Source organism: Bradyrhizobium sp. WSM1253, from assembly GCF_000244935.1.
GTDB lineage: Bacteria > Pseudomonadota > Alphaproteobacteria > Rhizobiales > Xanthobacteraceae > Bradyrhizobium > Bradyrhizobium canariense.
Genome location: NZ_JH600073.1, coordinates 1,479,983 through 1,496,338, shown reverse-complemented (window position 1 = coordinate 1,496,338; position 16,356 = coordinate 1,479,983). Strand labels below are relative to the sequence as shown.

General features: G+C 65.1%; 15 protein-coding genes. 9 read left to right on the top strand and 6 right to left on the bottom strand.

Features of this window, described 5'->3' with window-relative positions:
- Positions 1-171: LysR family transcriptional regulator (locus BRA1253DRAFT_RS08880; RefSeq protein ID WP_007593203.1), on the bottom strand; the 171-nt coding region annotated here is incomplete at its 3' end.
- A 120-nt stretch (positions 172-291) separates the two neighbouring features.
- On the opposite strand from BRA1253DRAFT_RS08880, the gene BRA1253DRAFT_RS08875 reads away from it, so the two are divergent.
- The 7 genes from BRA1253DRAFT_RS08875 to BRA1253DRAFT_RS08845 all read left to right on the top strand — a co-directional run bounded on the left by BRA1253DRAFT_RS08875 (position 292) and on the right by BRA1253DRAFT_RS08845 (position 8,542).
- Positions 292-1,713, top strand: coding sequence for an amidase (locus tag BRA1253DRAFT_RS08875; RefSeq protein WP_007593202.1), 1,422 nt, complete (start codon positions 292-294; stop codon positions 1,711-1,713).
- Between the two features lie 96 nt (positions 1,714-1,809).
- Positions 1,810-2,760, top strand: coding sequence for an ABC transporter permease (locus tag BRA1253DRAFT_RS08870; protein WP_007593201.1), 951 nt, complete (start codon positions 1,810-1,812; stop codon positions 2,758-2,760).
- Positions 2,757-3,650 carry an ABC transporter permease gene (locus tag BRA1253DRAFT_RS08865; RefSeq protein WP_007593200.1) on the top strand — a complete coding sequence of 298 codons (894 nt, stop codon included), beginning with the start codon at positions 2,757-2,759 and terminating at the stop codon, positions 3,648-3,650. Before BRA1253DRAFT_RS08870 ends, BRA1253DRAFT_RS08865 begins: the two co-directional genes overlap by 4 nt.
- A 2-nt stretch (positions 3,651-3,652) precedes the next feature.
- The gene (locus BRA1253DRAFT_RS08860) at positions 3,653-4,666 is read left to right on the top strand and encodes an ABC transporter ATP-binding protein (RefSeq protein WP_007593199.1); all 1,014 of its coding nucleotides are present in this window, start codon (positions 3,653-3,655) and stop codon (positions 4,664-4,666) included.
- Positions 4,663-5,667, top strand: a complete 1,005-nt coding sequence (locus tag BRA1253DRAFT_RS08855) for an ABC transporter ATP-binding protein (RefSeq protein ID WP_007593196.1) — start codon at positions 4,663-4,665, stop codon at positions 5,665-5,667. The genes BRA1253DRAFT_RS08860 and BRA1253DRAFT_RS08855 overlap by 4 nt, the downstream gene beginning before the upstream one ends.
- A gap of 54 nt (positions 5,668-5,721) precedes the next feature.
- Positions 5,722-7,215 (top strand): ABC transporter substrate-binding protein, encoded by a 1,494-nt coding sequence (locus BRA1253DRAFT_RS08850; RefSeq protein ID WP_007593194.1) that lies wholly within the window; start codon positions 5,722-5,724, stop codon positions 7,213-7,215.
- 352 nt (positions 7,216-7,567) lie between these two features.
- Positions 7,568-8,542 (top strand): magnesium transporter CorA family protein, encoded by a 975-nt coding sequence (locus tag BRA1253DRAFT_RS08845; RefSeq protein WP_007593193.1) that lies wholly within the window; start codon positions 7,568-7,570, stop codon positions 8,540-8,542.
- A 43-nt stretch (positions 8,543-8,585) separates the two neighbouring features.
- Here the strand turns inward: BRA1253DRAFT_RS08845 and BRA1253DRAFT_RS08840 are convergent, their stop codons facing one another.
- Both BRA1253DRAFT_RS08840 and BRA1253DRAFT_RS08835 read right to left on the bottom strand, forming a co-directional pair.
- Entirely contained in the window at positions 8,586-9,212 is a 627-nt protein-coding gene (locus BRA1253DRAFT_RS08840) for an alpha/beta hydrolase (protein ID WP_007593191.1), read from the bottom strand.
- Positions 9,209-10,147, bottom strand: coding sequence for a ring-cleaving dioxygenase (locus BRA1253DRAFT_RS08835; protein ID WP_007593189.1), 939 nt, complete (start codon positions 10,145-10,147; stop codon positions 9,209-9,211). The genes BRA1253DRAFT_RS08840 and BRA1253DRAFT_RS08835 overlap by 4 nt, the downstream gene beginning before the upstream one ends.
- A 129-nt stretch (positions 10,148-10,276) precedes the next feature.
- On the opposite strand from BRA1253DRAFT_RS08835, the gene BRA1253DRAFT_RS08830 reads away from it, so the two are divergent.
- On the top strand, positions 10,277-11,188 hold the full coding sequence (locus BRA1253DRAFT_RS08830; protein WP_007593186.1) for a LysR family transcriptional regulator: 912 nt from the start codon (positions 10,277-10,279) through the stop codon (positions 11,186-11,188).
- A gap of 37 nt (positions 11,189-11,225) precedes the next feature.
- Here BRA1253DRAFT_RS08830 and BRA1253DRAFT_RS08825 read toward each other — a convergent pair whose 3' ends face one another.
- From BRA1253DRAFT_RS08825 to BRA1253DRAFT_RS08815, 3 genes are read right to left on the bottom strand one after another with little or no spacing between them, the layout of a single operon-like run.
- Positions 11,226-11,540: a hypothetical protein gene (locus tag BRA1253DRAFT_RS08825; protein ID WP_035993050.1), complete on the bottom strand. Its 315-nt coding sequence runs from the start codon at positions 11,538-11,540 to the stop codon at positions 11,226-11,228.
- Positions 11,541-11,555: 15 nt separating this feature from the next.
- Positions 11,556-14,249, bottom strand: coding sequence for a hybrid sensor histidine kinase/response regulator (locus BRA1253DRAFT_RS08820; protein WP_007593183.1), 2,694 nt, complete (start codon positions 14,247-14,249; stop codon positions 11,556-11,558).
- The gene (locus tag BRA1253DRAFT_RS08815; protein ID WP_007593181.1) at positions 14,246-15,277 is read right to left on the bottom strand and encodes an ABC transporter substrate-binding protein; all 1,032 of its coding nucleotides are present in this window, start codon (positions 15,275-15,277) and stop codon (positions 14,246-14,248) included. The genes BRA1253DRAFT_RS08820 and BRA1253DRAFT_RS08815 overlap by 4 nt, the downstream gene beginning before the upstream one ends.
- Positions 15,278-15,571: 294 nt before the next feature.
- On the opposite strand from BRA1253DRAFT_RS08815, the gene BRA1253DRAFT_RS08810 reads away from it, so the two are divergent.
- Positions 15,572-16,342, top strand: a complete 771-nt coding sequence (locus BRA1253DRAFT_RS08810; protein WP_007593180.1) for a hypothetical protein — start codon at positions 15,572-15,574, stop codon at positions 16,340-16,342.
- Positions 16,343-16,356: the final 14 nt, after the last annotated feature.

The window sequence follows — 16,356 nt, the reverse complement described above, 5'->3', positions numbered from 1 at the left end:
CAAATCCATGCCGCGCGTGCCGCGGCGGAACAGCGGCGCGCCGACCTCGGCCTCCAGCTTGCGGATCTGGACCGAGAGCGGCGGCTGCGCCATCCGCAGCCGCTCGGCGGCCTTGCCGACGCTGCGCGCCTCGGCGACGGCGACGAAATAGCGGAGCCGGCGAAGATCCATTGGCATACCGAAAACGTATGGGTTGGTGTTCAAAATCGTATTGGCGGCGAGTTAACAAAACTGTCATCCTGGCTGTCAATGCTATCGGCCACCGGCGGCCGGGTTCGGAGCGAAGTGACGATGAACGGTGATCCCTGCCTGCTGTCCGCAACCGTGCTGCGCGGCCTCATCGCGACAAAGCAGATCTCGCCCGTCGAGCTCACCCGCGCGGTGCTCGCCCGCGCCGAAGCGCTCCAGCCCGAGCTGAACTGCTTCATCACGATCTGCGGCGACGAGGCGCTTGCCGCCGCGCGCGAGGCAGAGCGCAAGCTGATGGCCGGCGGGCCGCTCGGCCTGCTGCACGGCATCCCCGTCACCGTCAAGGACATTGTCAACACCAAGGGCGTGAAGACCAGTTTCGGCGCCATTCCCTACAGGGACAATGTTCCGGACGAGGATGCCGTCGCGGTTGCGCGGCTTCGCGCGGAAGGCGCCATCCTGATCGGCAAGACCACGACGCCCGAATTCGGCAGCAAATGCCTGACCGACTCGCCGCTGTTCGGCCGCACCCGCAATGCGTGGAGCGCCGAGCGTTCCTCCGGCGGCTCCAGCGGCGGCGCGGCGGTGGCGGTGGCGAGCGGCATCGCGCCGCTGGCGATCGCGACCGATGGCGGCGGCTCGACGCGAATTCCCGCCGCCTGCAACGGCGTTGTCGGGCTGAAGCAGAGCAACGGCGTCATCCCGCATAGCCAGGCGCTGGACGTGTTCGGCAACCAGACCTATGTCACGCCGATGACTCGGACCGTCGCCGACACCGCGCTGATGATGCAGGCGATGGCCGGCGAGGATTCTTGCGATCCCTGGTCGATCGGCGTTCCCGTGCCCGACTTCGTCGGCACGGCCGCGCCGCGCGGCGATCTGCGTGGGCAGAAGATCCTGTACTGCCTTTCGCCGCCCGGACGCCCCGTCTCTGCCGATGTCGAGGCCGGCTTCAATGTGAGCCTCGATCGGTTGGCAGGGCTCGGCGCCGAGCTCGAGGAATTCTCCGGCGAGGGGTTCGACATCGAGCCGATCTGGCGCGCCATCAATCACACGGTCTGGCGGACGCGCTTTGCAAAGCTCGCGGCCGAGCATGGGGACGCGCTGAGCGAGGCCTTCCTCGAGCAGCTTGCGCTTGCCACCGACGTCAGCGGCGTCGCCTATCAAGAGGCGATGTTCGCCCGCACGGCGCTGTTCCGCCGGGTGCAATCCCTGCTTGCGCGCGGGCATTTGCTGGCGATGCCGACCATCACCCGCACCGCCCTGCCGATCGATCAGGATCTGTTCGGCACCATCGAGATCGACGGCAGGCAGTTTGACAGCGTCCGGCCGCACTGGTTTCCTTGGACCATGCCGTTCAACATGACCGGGCACCCCGCGATCAGTCTGCCCTGCGGCTTTGGCCGCGACGGCCTGCCGATCGGCTTGCAACTCGTGGGCCGCTTCCGCAGCGATGCCGACTTGCTGCGCGCGAGCGCGTTGTTCGAAGCCTCGCATGACCTCCTGTCCCGCTGGCCGGCTTGAGGAGAGGGACATGCAAAGGACTTGTTCGCAAAGCACTTGCCTCCGGTGCTCGGACATGTTGATCGTGCTGCGGATGAGCCCTGAATCCGAGCGCGCATGAGCGTATTTGTCCTCCGACGTGTGCTGACCTTGCTGGCGACGCTGGTCGGCGCGTCCGTGATCATTTTCCTGGTGCTGGATGCTCTTCCGGGCAACGCCGCGCAGATGCTGATGGGCGCCGACGCCTCGCCAGATGCGGTCCGCGCGCTCACCGTCAAGCTCGGGCTCGACCAGCCGCTGGCGCTTCGCTATCTGCAATGGATCAAGGGGCTGCTCGTCGGCGATCTCGGCAACTCCTATGTCTACGGCACGCCGGTCGCAAGCCTGATCGCGGAACGGCTGGTGCTGACCATTCCGCTCGCGATGATGTCCATGCTGATCACGGTGACGCTGGCGCTGTCGGCCGGCATCTACACCGCCGCCAACCACAACAAGCTCGGCGACGTCGGCGTGATGTCACTGACGCAGGTTGGCATCGCGCTGCCGAATTTCTGGTTCGCGATCCTGCTGGTGCTGTTGTTTTCGGTGCGGCTGCAATGGCTGTCCGCGGGCGGCTTTCCCGGTTGGGAGGACGGCATCTGGATCGGGATCAAGTCGCTGCTGCTGCCGGCGGTATCGCTCGCGGTGGTGCAGGCCGCGATCCTCGCACGCGTCACGCGCTCGGCGGTGCTGGAAGTGCTGCGCGAGGATTTCGTCCGCACGGCGCGCGCAAAAGGGCTCGGCAAGCGCGAGGTGCTGTGGAAGCACGTGCTGCGCAATGCCATGATTCCCGTGATGACGGTGATGGGCCTGCAATTCGCCAATCTGCTCGCCGGCACCATCGTGATCGAGAACGTGTTCTATCTGCCGGGCCTCGGCCGCCTGATCTTCCAATCGATCGCCAACCGCGACCTCATCGTGGTGCGCAACTGCGTGATGCTGCTCGCGACCATGGTCGTCATCGTCAATTTCGTGGTCGACGTGCTCTATGCCTTCGTCGATCCCCGCATCAAGGTCCACGATCTGTGAGCGCGCCGCTGACCACCCTCGTCGATGCGCCGGCCACAGCGCGCCCTCTGCCGGCCCGGACCTTCTGGCGCCGCGCGCTGCGTCATCGCAGCTTCGTGCTCGGCGGCGCGCTGAGCCTGCTGGTTCTCGCCTCGGCGCTGCTGTCGCTGCTGTGGACGCCTTGGTCGCCCTATGAGATCGACATCGCCGCAAAGCTCCGGCCGCCCTCGGCCGCGCACTGGCTCGGCACTGACGTCTTCGGCCGCGACATCGTCTCGCTGCTGCTGGCCGGCGCCCGCTCCACCATCATGGTCGGCATCATCGCGGTCAGCATCGGCCTCACCTTCGGCGTCTGTCTCGGTCTGATCGCGTCGGCCAGGCGGGGCTGGACCGAAGAGATCATCATGCGCTTCTCCGATTTCACCTTCGCCTTTCCGGCCGTGCTCTCCGCGATCATGCTCGCCGCGGTCGCGGGGCCGGGCATGGTGACCTCGATCGTCGCCATCGGCATCTTCCAGATCCCGACGCTGATCCGGCTGACGCGCGGCTCGGCCAACGCGATCTGGGCGCGCGAATTCGTGCTGGCCGCGCGCGCGGCAGGCAAGGGCAAGTTTCGCATCACCATCGAGCACGTGCTGCCCAACATCCTGTCGATCCTGATCGTGCAAGCGACGATCCAGTTTGCGCTCGCGATTCTTGCCGAAGCCGCCTTGTCCTATCTCGGTCTCGGCACGCAGCCGCCGCAGCCGTCTTGGGGACGGATGCTGAACGACGCGCAGACGCTGCTGTTCCAGTCGCCGATGCTCGCGGTCTATCCGGGCGCTGCGATTGCAATCGCGGTGCTCGGCCTCAATCTGCTCGGCGACGGACTGCGCGATCTGCTCGACCCTCGATTGGCGCGGGAGCGATGAGGATGGGTGAGCGCTCGACCATGCCGCTGATCGAGGTTGCGAACCTGGGCGTGCGCCTCAACACCAGCCGCGGGCCGGCCCAGGCTGTGCGCGGCGTCAGCTTTGCCCTGAAGCGCGGCGAGACGCTCGGGCTCGTCGGCGAATCCGGCTGCGGCAAGTCGGTGACGGCGTTGTCGCTGATGGGGCTGCTGCCGGACAGCGCCGTCGTCACCGGCAGCATCAAGCTGGATGGTGGCGAACTCGCTGGTTTGTCGGACGCGGATTATTGTCGGCTGCGCGGCAATCGCATCAGCATGATCTTCCAGGAGCCGATGACCGCGCTCAACCCGATGCACACGATCGGCCACCAGGTCGCCGAGCCGCTGCGGCGTCACAAGAAATACTCGGCATCGCAGGCGCGGCGAGAAACGATCGCCTTGCTCGACCGCGTCGGGCTGCCCGATCCGGCGAGGCGCGTCGATGCCTATCCGCACCAGTTCTCCGGCGGCCAGCGTCAACGCGTCACGATTGCGATGGCGCTCGCCTGCGAGCCGGACCTTCTGATCGCGGACGAGCCGACCACGGCGCTCGACGTCACCATTCAGGGCCAGATCCTCGACCTGATCGCCGATCTGGTCGAGGAGCGCGGCATGTCGATGATCCTGATCTCGCACGATCTCGGCGTCATCGCCGAGAACGTGCAACGCATGATGGTGATGTACGGCGGCACGATCATCGAGAGCGGACCGACCGACGAGGTGTTCCGCCGGATGGGACATCCGTACACGCAGGGCCTGTTCCGCGCCCGGCCGAAACTCGGCGCACGCAAGGGGACGCGGCTGACGACGATATCGGGCACGGTCCCGGAGCTCGCTGATCTGCCGTCCGGTTGCACCTTCGCCGATCGGTGTCCGCTCGTGATCGAGCAGTGCCGGGCCGCGCTTCCACCGATGGTGGACGTCGGACCCGGCCATTTCGTGCGCTGCATCCGGACCGACGTGTCCATGGCTGAACGCGTCGGAGCGCTGACCGCATGAGCACGGCGCCTCTTCTCGACGTCAAGGATATCGAGCAGCGCTACACGCTGCCGCGCGAAAGCGTGTTCCGCCCGCCGGGGCAGGTGCGCGCGCTCAACGGTGTCAGCGTGCGGGTCGACGCCGGCAAGAGCCTCGGCATCGTCGGCGAATCTGGCTCCGGCAAGTCGACCTTCGCGCGGGTGGTGATGGCGCTGGAGCGGCCGACATCGGGGCAGGTCGCGCTGCTCGGCCGCGACCTCAACCGCATCTCCGCCGACGAATTGCGCCGCGCCCGCCGCGATTTCCAGATGGTGTTCCAGGATCCCTACGGATCGCTCGACCCACGCCAGACCATCGCGCGTATCGTCGCCGAACCGCTCACCGTGTTGGAGGGGATTGACCGCACGACGCTTCGTGCCCGCGTCTCCGCGGTGCTGCGGCAGGTGGGCCTACGCGATGCCGATACGGAGAAATATCCGCACGAATTCTCCGGCGGCCAGCGCCAGCGCATCGCCATCGCGCGCGCGCTGATCACCCAGCCGAAGTTGATCGTCGCCGACGAGCCGGTCTCCGCGCTCGACGTCTCCGTGCAGGCGCAAGTCTTGAACCTGATGCAGGACCTCCAGGAGCAGTTCGGTCTCAGTTACGTCCTGATCAGCCACGATCTCGCCGTCGTCGACTATCTCTGCGACGAGGTCGCGGTGATGTATCTCGGCCGTATCGTCGAGCAGGGGCGGCCGGAGGATTTGTTCGAGCGCTGCGCCCATCCCTATACACGGGCCCTGCTGGATGCCGTGCCGCGGGTGCGCGCCGGCGGCGGCCGGCGCCGGCGCGGGGCCCAGGCGATCGCCTCGCAATCGGCGGTCGCGACCGGGTGTCCCTATGTCTCGCGATGCGCGCTGGCCGATCAGCATTGCTGCGAGGTTCTGCCTGAGCTACGCAAGGTGGGCGAGACGCATCTGGCCGCCTGTCACAAGGCGGAAGCCGTGATGGCGTTGCCGCAATTGCCCGTCGAAGGTTAGCGTCCGCGCCGGGATTGGCGTAGGTTGGGACAACAGAAGGTCGGGGAGTTACGCATGCTCAGGAAATTATTCGTCGTTGCATGTGCCGCTGCGTTTGCTGCGGCACCGTTGCCGGTACTGGCGCAAGGCAAGAAGGACAGCGTCGTCATGGGCATGACGCTGGAGCCCCCCGGGCTCGATCCGACCAACGCCGCCGCAGCGGCGATCGCCGAAGTCACGCTCTACAACATCTACGAGACGCTGACCAAGATCAACGAAGACGGCTCGACCTCGCCATTGCTGGCGGAGAGCTGGACGGCCTCGCCCGATCTGAAGACCTATACGTTCAAGCTGCGCAAGGGCGTCAAATTCCACAATGGCGAGCCGTTCGATTCCGCCGCGGTGAAGTTCTCGTTCGAACGCAATGCTGGTGCCACCAGCACCAACAAGGACAAGAGCCTGTTCCAGAGCTTCGAGTCCGTTGCCGCGCCCGACGCCGACACGGTCGTGATCACCCTGAAAAACCCCGAGCCGAACTTCCCGTTCTTGATGGGGCAGGCAAGCGCCTCGATCGTCGAGCCGAAAAGCGCGCTAACCAATGTCACGCAGCCGGTCGGGACCGGACCTTACCAGTTCGGCGCCTGGGCCAAGGGGTCGTCGATGACCCTGAACAAATGGGCCGACTATCGCAACGCATCCGCGATCAAGCTCTCCAAGGTGACGATCCGTTTCATTTCCGATCCCGCGGCTCAGGCCGCGGCGCTGCTCTCGGGCGACGTAGACGCTTTTCCGCGCATCGCGACTCGCGTCGTTGCCCAGTTCAAGGCCGACCCGCGCTTCACGGTGCTGATCGGCGGCTCCAAGGCCAAGACCATTGTCGCCATCAATCATCGGAAGAAGCCGCTCGACGACGTCCGCGTTCGCCGCGCGATTCTCGCTGCGATCGACCGCAAGGCGATCATCGAGGGGGCCGTCGAAGGATTCGGCACGCCGATCGGCAGCTTCTACACGCCGGGATCGCTCGGCTATGTCGACACCACCGGCATCAACCCTTACGATCCCGAAAAGTCCAAGAAGCTGCTCGCCGAGGCTGGAATCACCGCGCCGCTCGAGCTGTCGCTGAAGCTGCCGCCGCCGCCCTATGCGCGGCAAGGCGGCGAGATTGTCGCGGCCCAGCTTGCCAAGGTCGGCATCATCGCCAAGATCGAGAACGTGGAATGGGCGCAATGGCTGTCGCAGGTGTTCGCGCCCAACGGCCCGCATAATTTCGACCTCACCATCGTCAGCCACGTCGAGCCCTTCGACCTCGTCAAGGTCACCGAGCCGGACTACTATCTCGGCTACAACAACGAGGCCTTCAACGCATTGTACAAGCAGATCGTGTCAACGCCGGACGACACGGCGCGTGCCAGGCTTCTCGGCGACGCCCAGCGTATGCTGGCAACCGACGCAGCCTCCGCCTACTTGTTCCAGCCGCAATGGCCCACCGTCGTCAGCAAGAAGCTGAAAGGCGTCTGGAAGGAAGTCCCGCAGTTCGAGAACGATTTCTCGACATGGAGGTGGGAGTAGCGTCGCGCAGGTCGATTGCGCGATTTCGGTGACGATCTCTCCCAAAGGAAGAGATCGTCACGAGACCGGTCCAAACAAAAACCTGAAAAACAACCCCATGCACAGTAGCCGGGGATAGTCATTTCAATGGCTTGCGCGTCACGCGAATTGAAATGGTTTGCGGCGATGCCGTTGACGCGTCGGGCAAAACACTGGCATGATGGCATGATCGAAGAAGGCCGCGGCCGCTTGGTTTGATTGCGCCGGCCCGATGCTCCCCCGACTTTGAACGTTCGGAACCCTCATGCGTTAGCTCGGCGCAGGATGGCCGCAGGCCGTGCGATCCGGCGCGAGGGTATGCGGAGTTCGATTCTTGCTCAAGCTGTACAGGTGGCCATCCGACGACTGGCAGAAGATCGGCGCGGAGATGCCGTCCGAGATCATCTGGGCTGATCTTTTGGACGCGACCGCTGAGGAAAAGCAGTTCGTCGAACGATTGCTCGGGATACGCGTTCCGTCCGAGGATTCGCTCAGCGAGATCGAAGCGTCGAGCCGCCTGATCCTCGACAACGGCACGCTCTATCTCAGCTCGCCGGCGGTCCGGCTCAACGAGGACAGCGAGGCCGAGATCACGCCGGTGGGATTCGTCATCGGCCCGCGCGTGCTGGTGACGGTGCGCTTCGCGCAGTTGCCGATCTTCGACGACATCGGCAAGCGTATCGGTTCCGATGACAGCCTGGAGAACGGCATGTGCGTGTTCACCAGCCTGGTCGAGGCCATGGTCGACCGCGGGGCCGATGTTCTTGAGCATCTCGGCGCGAAGGTCGACAGGCTCTCGCGGGGCGTCTTCAAGGGCGGGCTCGTCCGCACCAAGCGGCCGGTCCGCTCCAGCCGGCGGATGCGCGAGGCGCTGGAGAACATCGGAGAGCTGGCCGATCGGCTCGCCAAGGCGCGCGATGTCCTGCTTGGCGTCGGCCGCGTCGCCTCGTTTGCCGGCGATGTCGGGAGCGAGTGGATCACGCCCGCGTCGAAAAAGCGTCTCGAGGCCGTCTCGAAGGATGTCGCTTCGCTCGGCGATTACGAGACGCGATTGTCGGAAAAGATCCAGCTTCTGCTCGATGCGGTGCTCGGCTTTATCAACATCCAGCAGAACGAGCTGTTCAAGATCCTGACGATCGTCTCAGTCGTGGGCGTGCCGCCCACGATCCTGGTCGGCATCTGGGGCATGAACTTCAAGCACATGCCGGAGCTGGACTGGACGTTCGGCTATCCGCTGGCCTGGCTCGCCATCATTGCTAGCGGCGTGCTGCCGCTGATCTGGTTCAAGCGGCGCGGCTGGTTCGAATGAAATAGCGGCGCACCGTTCGACAACGGTGCGCCGCTCTTCGGGATCAGGCGATTTCGACGGCGAATGTGCCGATCCAGTCGCGGGCGAGCGTCACATCCGCTTGCGACAATTGATGGCCGGCCGGCAACACCTTGTGTTCGACCCGCGCTCCGGCTTCCGACAACAGCGAGGCAAGCTTCGCCGAATTGTTCGCCGGAACGATCGGATCAGCCTGCCCTGACAGAAGCAGGACGGGCTTGCCGCCGAGCTCGGCCTTCGGCGGATCCGACAGCGGCACCATGGCGCGGAGCAGGATCGCGCCTGCCAGCACATCCGGCTCCAGCAGCAACAGCGCGGTTGCGATGTTGGCGCCGTTGGAGAAGCCGACCGCGATCGGCGCGGCGATGCCGTAGCGCTGCCGCGCCTCGCTGACGAAATCGCCGAGTTCGTGCGCGCGGCGGCGCACGTCGTCCTCGTCGAACACGCCTTCGGCAAGACGGAGGAAGAAGCGCGGCATGCCGTGCTCCAGCACGCGGCCGCGCGGCGAGAGCAGGGCCGAGCCGGGCGAGATCATCTTGCCAAGCCCGAGCAGATCGTTCTCGTCGCCACCGGTGCCGTGCAGCAGCAGGAGCGGAGGGGAGCCCGCGCCGGTCGCGGGCTCGAAGCGATGGACGAATGAATTCTCGGTCACGACACCCTCTCTTCCAAATTGGGCAGAACACCCTCGATCTGCTTGCGCTGCGCTTCGAGGAAGCTCGGCAGCTTCAGGTCGCGTCCCAGCGTCGCGACGGGCTCGTCGACGGCGAAGCCGGGGATATCGGTCGCGATCTCGAACAGCACGCCGCCAGGCTCGCGGAAGTAGATGGAGCGGAAGTAGTTGCGGTCCCTCTGCTCGGTCGGATGCAGGCCGTGATTGCTCACGAGCCTTTGCGCCATCTTGCCCTGCTCGGCATCGTCGGCCGCGCGGAAGGCGATGTGATGCACGGAGCCGCCACCTTGGTGCCCGCGCAAAAAGCCCTTGGCCTCGTAGATGTCGACGACGCTGCCTTCGACGTCGCCCGGCGCCTTGAAGCGGATCACCGAGCCTTCGCGCGCCGTCTCCTTGAAGCCGAACACGTCGGTGAGGACGGCCGCCGTCTTTGCCGCGCTGTCGAGCAGCAAGGTCACGCCGTGGAAGCCGCGGATCGCATGCTCGGCGGGGACGTCGCCATTGCTCCAGCCGGGCTCGCTCTCGGCACCGGGAATGCCCACGAGCGCGAGTGCCATGCCATCGGGGTCCGTGAACGGCAGCACGGATTCGCCAAAGCGCTTCTCCAGCGCCTCGTAAGCGATGCCCTTCTCGACGAAGCGCTGCGTCCAATAGCCGAGCGAGCTTTGCGGCACGCGGAAGGCGGTCTGGTGCGTCTCGCCGACGCCGCGGCGCCCGGCCGGCACGCCGGCCCAGGGAAAGAAGGTCAGGATGGTGCCGGGGCGGCCGGTCTCGTCGCCATAATAGAAATGATAGGTGCCGGGATCGTCGAAATTGACCGTCTTCTTGACGAAGCGCAGGCCGAGATCACGGGTGTAAAAGCCGAAGTTCCTGATGGGGTCGCCCGCGATCGCGGTCACATGGTGCAGTCCAGACATCGTCGTCCTCCTGAATTCGGGGAGCGGTCTTGCTCTGACCGGAAATATCGTTCCGCTTTGGATTGGAGACAATCCATGCAAATATGACGTCTATGTCTACGATTTGGAAACAATTGCCGGCGCCGGCCCGTGGATAAGGTCGCCAGCCTCCGGGCCTTCGTAAAGGTGGTCGAAAGCGGCAGTTTTGCCGAGGCGGGCCGGCAGTTACGGCTGTCGCGCTCGGCGATCAGCAAATACATCGCCGACCTCGAAGAAAGCCTCGGCGTGCAGCTCCTGAACCGGACCACGCGCCATGCGAGCCCGACCGAGAACGGCCAGCGCTATTTCGAGCGCGCGGTTGTGATTCTCTCGGAGATCGAGGCGGCCGACCAGGCCGTGACGCAAGCCCAGTCGGCGCCGCGCGGCCTGTTACGCGTCAACGCGCCGATGTCGTTCGGCACCCTGCGGCTCGGGCCGGTGCTTGCCGATTTCATGGCGCGGTATCCGGAGCTGCAGCTCCAGCTCGTGCTCAGCGACGATCTGCTCGATCCCGTCCAGGACGGTTTTGACGTGACCTTGCGCATCGCGGAATTGGAATCGTCGAGCTTGATCGCGCGAAAAATCATGCCGGTGGCGCGCATGATCTGCGCTTCACCCGATTATCTCGCGCGTCACGGCACCCCAAAACATCCGCAGGATCTGCGCGGGCACGCCTCGCTGACCTACGGCTTCCTGCTCACGGGCAATCAGTGGAAGCTCACCGGCATCGACGGCGATCACTGGATCCAGCCGGCCTGGTCGCTCTGCGTCAACAATGCCGAAGTGCTGCGCGATGTCGCGATCAAGGGCAGGGGGCTCGCGCTGCTCCCGGAGTTCATCGCCGCGGATGCTTTGCGAAAGGGCGAACTGCGAACGGTGCTGGACGAGTATTCCGCGCCGCCGCTCGCGCTCTATGCGGTCTATCCGCCGACCCGGCATCTGTCGGTGAAGGTGCGGCTGTTCATCGATTTCCTGGTGGAGCGGTTTGGCCGGGATGACGAAGCGGGTGTGCGAACCCGCTAACGGGGCGCAGGGCTATGAGCGCACGACCAGATTTTCCCTAGTTTTCGATCTCGAACCGAACCGCGACATCCTCGCCAACGCGCGCAAGCCTACGCGCTCGTGTCCTCGCAATCGCAGATGAAAAGTCGTGGACCATCTCCTTGACTTCGGGCACCAATTTGGCCGTGTTCACGACTTTGATTACATAGGGAGGTTTGAGGGCGTTCATCCCGCCTCCAAAAATCGAGTCTAGAAAAGCTCCCACAATGTCGCCATGCCATTCGGGCGCCCCTATCGCAATCTTAAGCGCCAGTCGAAAGTCCTGAACAGTTTTCCAGCTGCTGCCGTCGAGTTTTATTTCGTGCATCGTCATTACCGGGGGGATCGTCTAGTTGACCGTACGATCTTCGGCAGGCCAGAGCAATTCATCCAGCGTACTCATCGAAGCATTTCGAATCGCGGCGAGCTCGCGTGCGGCGCTCTGGGATTCGGGCGAGGACATCGAGGCTGCTGCTTGCTCGACCTCGCTGCAGCGCTCGAACAGGCGGACCAGGCCGAGCGCGCCGGCGGCGCTGCCGAGCTGGTGCGTGGACCGCGCGAGCTGCTTGCGATCGCCGGCTGCGGCGGCTTCGATAATGTCCGTGATCAACTTCTCGCTGGTCTCCCGCAACAAATGATGGAGTTTTGCGATCTGTGCCGCGCCCAGCAGCTCCTTCTGGTCGGCGAGGAAATGCCGGTCGATCAATGCGCCTGCGGCGAGTTGCGCCGCGGCTGGCTGGTTCTGGGCATCGTCCTCGATCGCCTCGCGCAGCGCATTGATCAGGATCGGTTTGCTGACGATTCTGGCAATGCCTGCGTCTGCAAGCCGCTCGCGGGCGCGGCGCGACATGTCGGCGGTTACCGCGATGATGCGCGGCATGGTCGGCAGACCGAGCTTTCGGATTCGCGATGCCGCCTCGACGCCGTCCATGTCGGGCATGTGCAGATCCATCAGGATGATATCGAACGCGTGATCGCGGGCGAGTGCGATGGCCGACGCGCCGTTCGTGGCAATGGTGGCGTGGTGGCCGAGCCTCTTCAACATCGCTTCGCCGACCTCGCAATTGACGGGGTCGTCGTCGACCAGCAGCACGCGGAGCTGCCGCGATGGCGGCTGGTCCGCGCCTTGCGCGATGCCGCTCGCGGCGAGGCCAAGCGGGACCTCAAGCATGAACGAGCTGCCCGCACCCGGCGTGCTCGCTACCGTCAACTCGCCGCGCATCAGGCGGGTGAGGCGCCGCGCGATCGCCAGTCCGAGCCCGGTACCGCCGAACCGCCGCGCGATGCTGTCGTCGGCCTGGACGAAATCCTCGAAAATCCGCTCGTGCATGTCGGGCGCGATGCCAATGCCGGTATCGCGAACGGTGATGCGCAGCAGGACATGATCGTCATGTCCGTCGGCCGTTGCGCTCAAGCCGATGCCGCCGCGCGGGGTGAACTTGATCGCGTTGCCGATCAGATTGAGCAGAATGCGATTGAGCCGCACCGGATCGCCATGCACGGAGGTATTGACCGTCGCATCGCAGGCGAGATCGAAGGTCAGGCCCTTGCCGAAGGCCTGCGGACGCATCAGATCGGCGGCCGTTTCGATGAGCTGGTCGAGGCGGAAATCGCGGGTCTCCAGAGTCTCGGCGCTGGCCTCCAAGCGCGCATATTCGAGGATGCCGTCGACCAGCGCGATCAGCGTTTCGCCCGACGCGGCCGCGGTCGTGAGGTGGCGCCGCTGCGCTTCGCCGAGGCTGCCGTCGTCGAGCGTTTGCAGCACGCCCATGACGCCGTTCAGCGGCGTGCGCAGCTCGTGGCTGACGACCGCGAGAAAGCGCGATTTGGTCTCGTTGGCCGCGACCGCCGCGCTGCGCGCGCGCTCGGCGGCATCGTGCTCGGCAAGGGCCTGGTCGCGGGTCTTTTCCAGTTCGGAGGTGCGCTCGATCACCTTGCGCTCGAGCGTCGCATAGGATTCGCGCAAGTGAGCGGCCATCCGGTTGAACTGATCGCCCAGCGCCTCCAGCTCGTCACCAGTCTTGATCGCGAGCCGCAGGCCGAGGTCGCCACTGCCGATCCGCCGCGCGCCTTGCGTCAGGATCTGGATCGGCACGGTCATGCGCCGGCTTAGAAACAGAGAGACCAGCACCGCACATGCCAGCAGGATGACCAGGAGAAAAGTCGAGCGTCCGATCGACGCATAGATCGGCGCGTAGGCTTCGGTGAGCGGCAGCTCGACGAACACCAGCCAGCCCAGCGAGGGGACCGTCGCGTAGGTCGACAGCACGCGTTGACCGGACGGATCTTCCTTGACCAGGCCGCCGGCGGGCGGCCCGACGCCATCGAGCGCGGCGCGCACGTCGGCATGGCCGGAGAGATCGCTGCGACGCAATGCCGGCCACAAATCGGGATGCGCGATCAACAACCCCATCCGATCGACCACATAGGCCTTGCCGGTGTTGCCGACTCTGATCCCGGCGACGAGGTCCCAGATGAAGCGAAGATTGACCTCGGCGACAATCACGTCCGGCGTGAGGCCCGTTCCGCGCGTGGCGAGCGTCATGAACGGCTCGGTGTCGCCGAGGAAGTAGACCGGCCCGTAATAGGCGCGGCTTTCATTGGCGCCGCGGAAGGCCTGCGAAGCGGAGAGGTCGGCCTTGCTGCCGATCCTGTCCGCGACACGGCGCGACACGCGCACCTGCTCGCGGCCTTGGGCGTCGAGCTCGGCGATTTCCGCGATCGCAGGCGAGAGGCGCAGGAGGCGGATGGCGTTAAGGCGCTGGTCCTCGTTCGTGGACAACTCGGGGGGCAGGCGCGAGAGCCACCTGATCTGGTTTTCGATCTGGCCGATGAACTGGCCGATCTGGATGGCGGCGCTTGCTGCCTGCTCGCGCTGGGTCGCCGCCAGGAGCTGCTTCTGCTCGCGATAGGAGAACCAGACGTCGAAGCCGGTGTTGATGGCGAGCGCGGCAAAAGCGAGTGCGACGATCGAGTAGAGATATTTGCGGAACAGCCGGCCGGGAGGTGGCCGCAGATCTCCCTGGTCGATCGTCTCGTTCACTCGCGGATCTCGTCGGCGCGCGCGAGCAGCGTGAATGGGATCGTCAAATCCAGCGTGCAAGCAACCGTGCGGTTGATCAGGAGCTCGTATTTCCGCGGCGACTGCACCGGCAGATCGCCGGCCTTGGTGCCGCGCAGGATGAGATCGACATAGTCAGCCGAGCGCACTTCGAGCGTCGGCCCGTAGCTCATCAGCCCGCCCGCATCCATGAAATAGTAGAACGGGTAAATCGTGGGCACGCGATATTTGGCCGCCGCGGCCACCGCAGCCTGCCGGTGGACCACCAGGAAGCTGTCGACCAGCGCAATCATCGCCGCCTTGGGCGCTTCGGAAAAGGGCCTGACGGCTTCGTCGATCTCCGATGGCGCGCTGACGGGGGCGGGGACCACGGACACGCCGGACAGTGCTGCCTCTTGCTCGATGGAATCGAGGAAGAAGCGGCCGCCGCGAGGCGTGGTCGCCGGGTTGTACAGGATACCGACGCGCGCAAGATCCGGCACGGCCTCCCGGATGAGCTGAAGCCATTTGCCACCCATCTCGGCGCTGCTGTTGGTGAAGCCGGTCACGTTGCCGCCGGGGTGGGCGAGGCTTTCGACGAAGCCGTTGCCGACGGGATCGTTGGCGGTCGCGAACACGATCGGGATGGTTTTCGTGGCTTCCAGGACGGCCGCGGTTTCGACCGTCGAGCCGGTCAGGATCACATCCGGCTTGAGCGCCAGCAATTCCTGAACTGCGGTTTTCAGTCTATCCGGCGCGCCGAAGGTCGAACGGAGTTCGAGGCGGAAATTGACCCCTTCGACCCAGCCTCGCTGCCTCAAGCCCACGATGAGGCCACCCAAGCGGGAGGTCGGGCTGTCGATCATGCTCCTTCTGGTCAGTTCGTCGTCTAGCGGCAACGCCGTCAGCGATGCCACGACCCGCACGCGATCAGATGCTGCGCCGAGCGCCAGCCACCCCGCGGCGGTTGTGCCCGCAAGGCGAATGAACCCGCGGCGATCGACCGCGAGAGCGGAAGGCCGTTCGGTCATGGATGTCTTTGCATGATGGCTTGCCCCAACCCGATGCTTAGCGCGAACGGCCGGCATCCACAATTGATGAAAAAATGCGTTTGTGACTGCTCATTCGCAGCGTTTGGCGGCCCGATACCGTATTCCTACGCCGCCAAAGAGTCGCTGTTTCGAACCTTGCCTCCTCCGTGACACCTTGTAACGCACCGCGGCGTCGCAACATTTTCCGTCTCGGTCGTGATGACGGTTCGGGGAGGCCGATTTCGTAGCTGCCGATTTTTGAAGCGTTGTTTCATATTTTTTCGAAGGTTTTCGATGCGCAAAATCTATCTCGTTCCGGCCCTCGTCGGCCTGCTCACCACCGTTGCAGCGGGACCCCTTGCGGCCCAGGGCGCCGTACCGAAGCAGAAAGCTGCGCCGGCACCGAGAGCCGCCGGTGCCGCTCCCGCAGCCGCCGGTACGCCGGTCGCCGCCGGCGCGACGTCGGCAGCCGCCGCCGAGACAGCGGCCCCGGACGACAAGTCCAAGGCGACCGATTCCAAGTTGATCGACGGCTTCCGCTCGGCCAAGTTCGGGATGAACGAGGCCGACGTGCGCGCGGCGATAGCCAAGGATTTCGGCGCAAAGCCCGACGCCGTCAGGGCGCAGGACAATGCGTCCGAGCTGACGCACAGCCTGCTGTATTCGGCGCCCGAGCTGCTGCCCAACGGCGGCACCGCCGAGCTCTCCTACGTGTTCGGCTACAAGTCCAAATCTCTGATCCAGGTCGGCGCGGTCTGGTCGAAGGGCACCGACGCGGCGATCACGCCGGAGAAGCTGTTCTCCAACGCCAACATCCTGCGCGCCCATTTCCTCAGCGAGGGCTTCAAGCCCGACTCCATCGCGGTCAACATGCCCGTCAACGGCGGCATCGTGATGTTCCGCGGCAGCGACGCCAAGGATCGCTCGGTCATCCTGCTTCTCCAGGGCACGTTCGAGAACAAGGACAACAACCAGCGCGTGCTGACGCCGACCAGCCTGCTGCTGTTCTACGTGGCCGACGCCAAGAGCCCCGACATCTTCAAGCTGCCGCCCGGCCAGTTCTGATGCCGCGCGGCCAC

Bases quoted from the DNA above. Each gene is read 5' to 3' on its own strand.
- BRA1253DRAFT_RS08875 (WP_007593202.1), top strand. From the start codon at position 292: ATGAACGGTGATCCCTGCCTGCTGTCCGCAACCGTGCTGCGCGGCCTC.
- BRA1253DRAFT_RS08870 (WP_007593201.1), top strand. From the start codon at position 1,810: ATGAGCGTATTTGTCCTCCGACGTGTGCTGACCTTGCTGGCGACGCTG.
- BRA1253DRAFT_RS08860 (WP_007593199.1), top strand. From the start codon at position 3,653: ATGGGTGAGCGCTCGACCATGCCGCTGATCGAGGTTGCGAACCTGGGC.
- BRA1253DRAFT_RS08855 (WP_007593196.1), top strand. From the start codon at position 4,663: ATGAGCACGGCGCCTCTTCTCGACGTCAAGGATATCGAGCAGCGCTAC.
- BRA1253DRAFT_RS08850 (WP_007593194.1), top strand. From the start codon at position 5,722: ATGCTCAGGAAATTATTCGTCGTTGCATGTGCCGCTGCGTTTGCTGCG.
- BRA1253DRAFT_RS08835 (WP_007593189.1), bottom strand. From the start codon at position 10,147: ATGTCTGGACTGCACCATGTGACCGCGATCGCGGGCGACCCCATCAGG.
- BRA1253DRAFT_RS08825 (WP_035993050.1), bottom strand. From the start codon at position 11,540: ATGACGATGCACGAAATAAAACTCGACGGCAGCAGCTGGAAAACTGTT.
- BRA1253DRAFT_RS08815 (WP_007593181.1), bottom strand. From the start codon at position 15,277: ATGACCGAACGGCCTTCCGCTCTCGCGGTCGATCGCCGCGGGTTCATT.
- BRA1253DRAFT_RS08810 (WP_007593180.1), top strand. From the start codon at position 15,572: ATGCGCAAAATCTATCTCGTTCCGGCCCTCGTCGGCCTGCTCACCACC.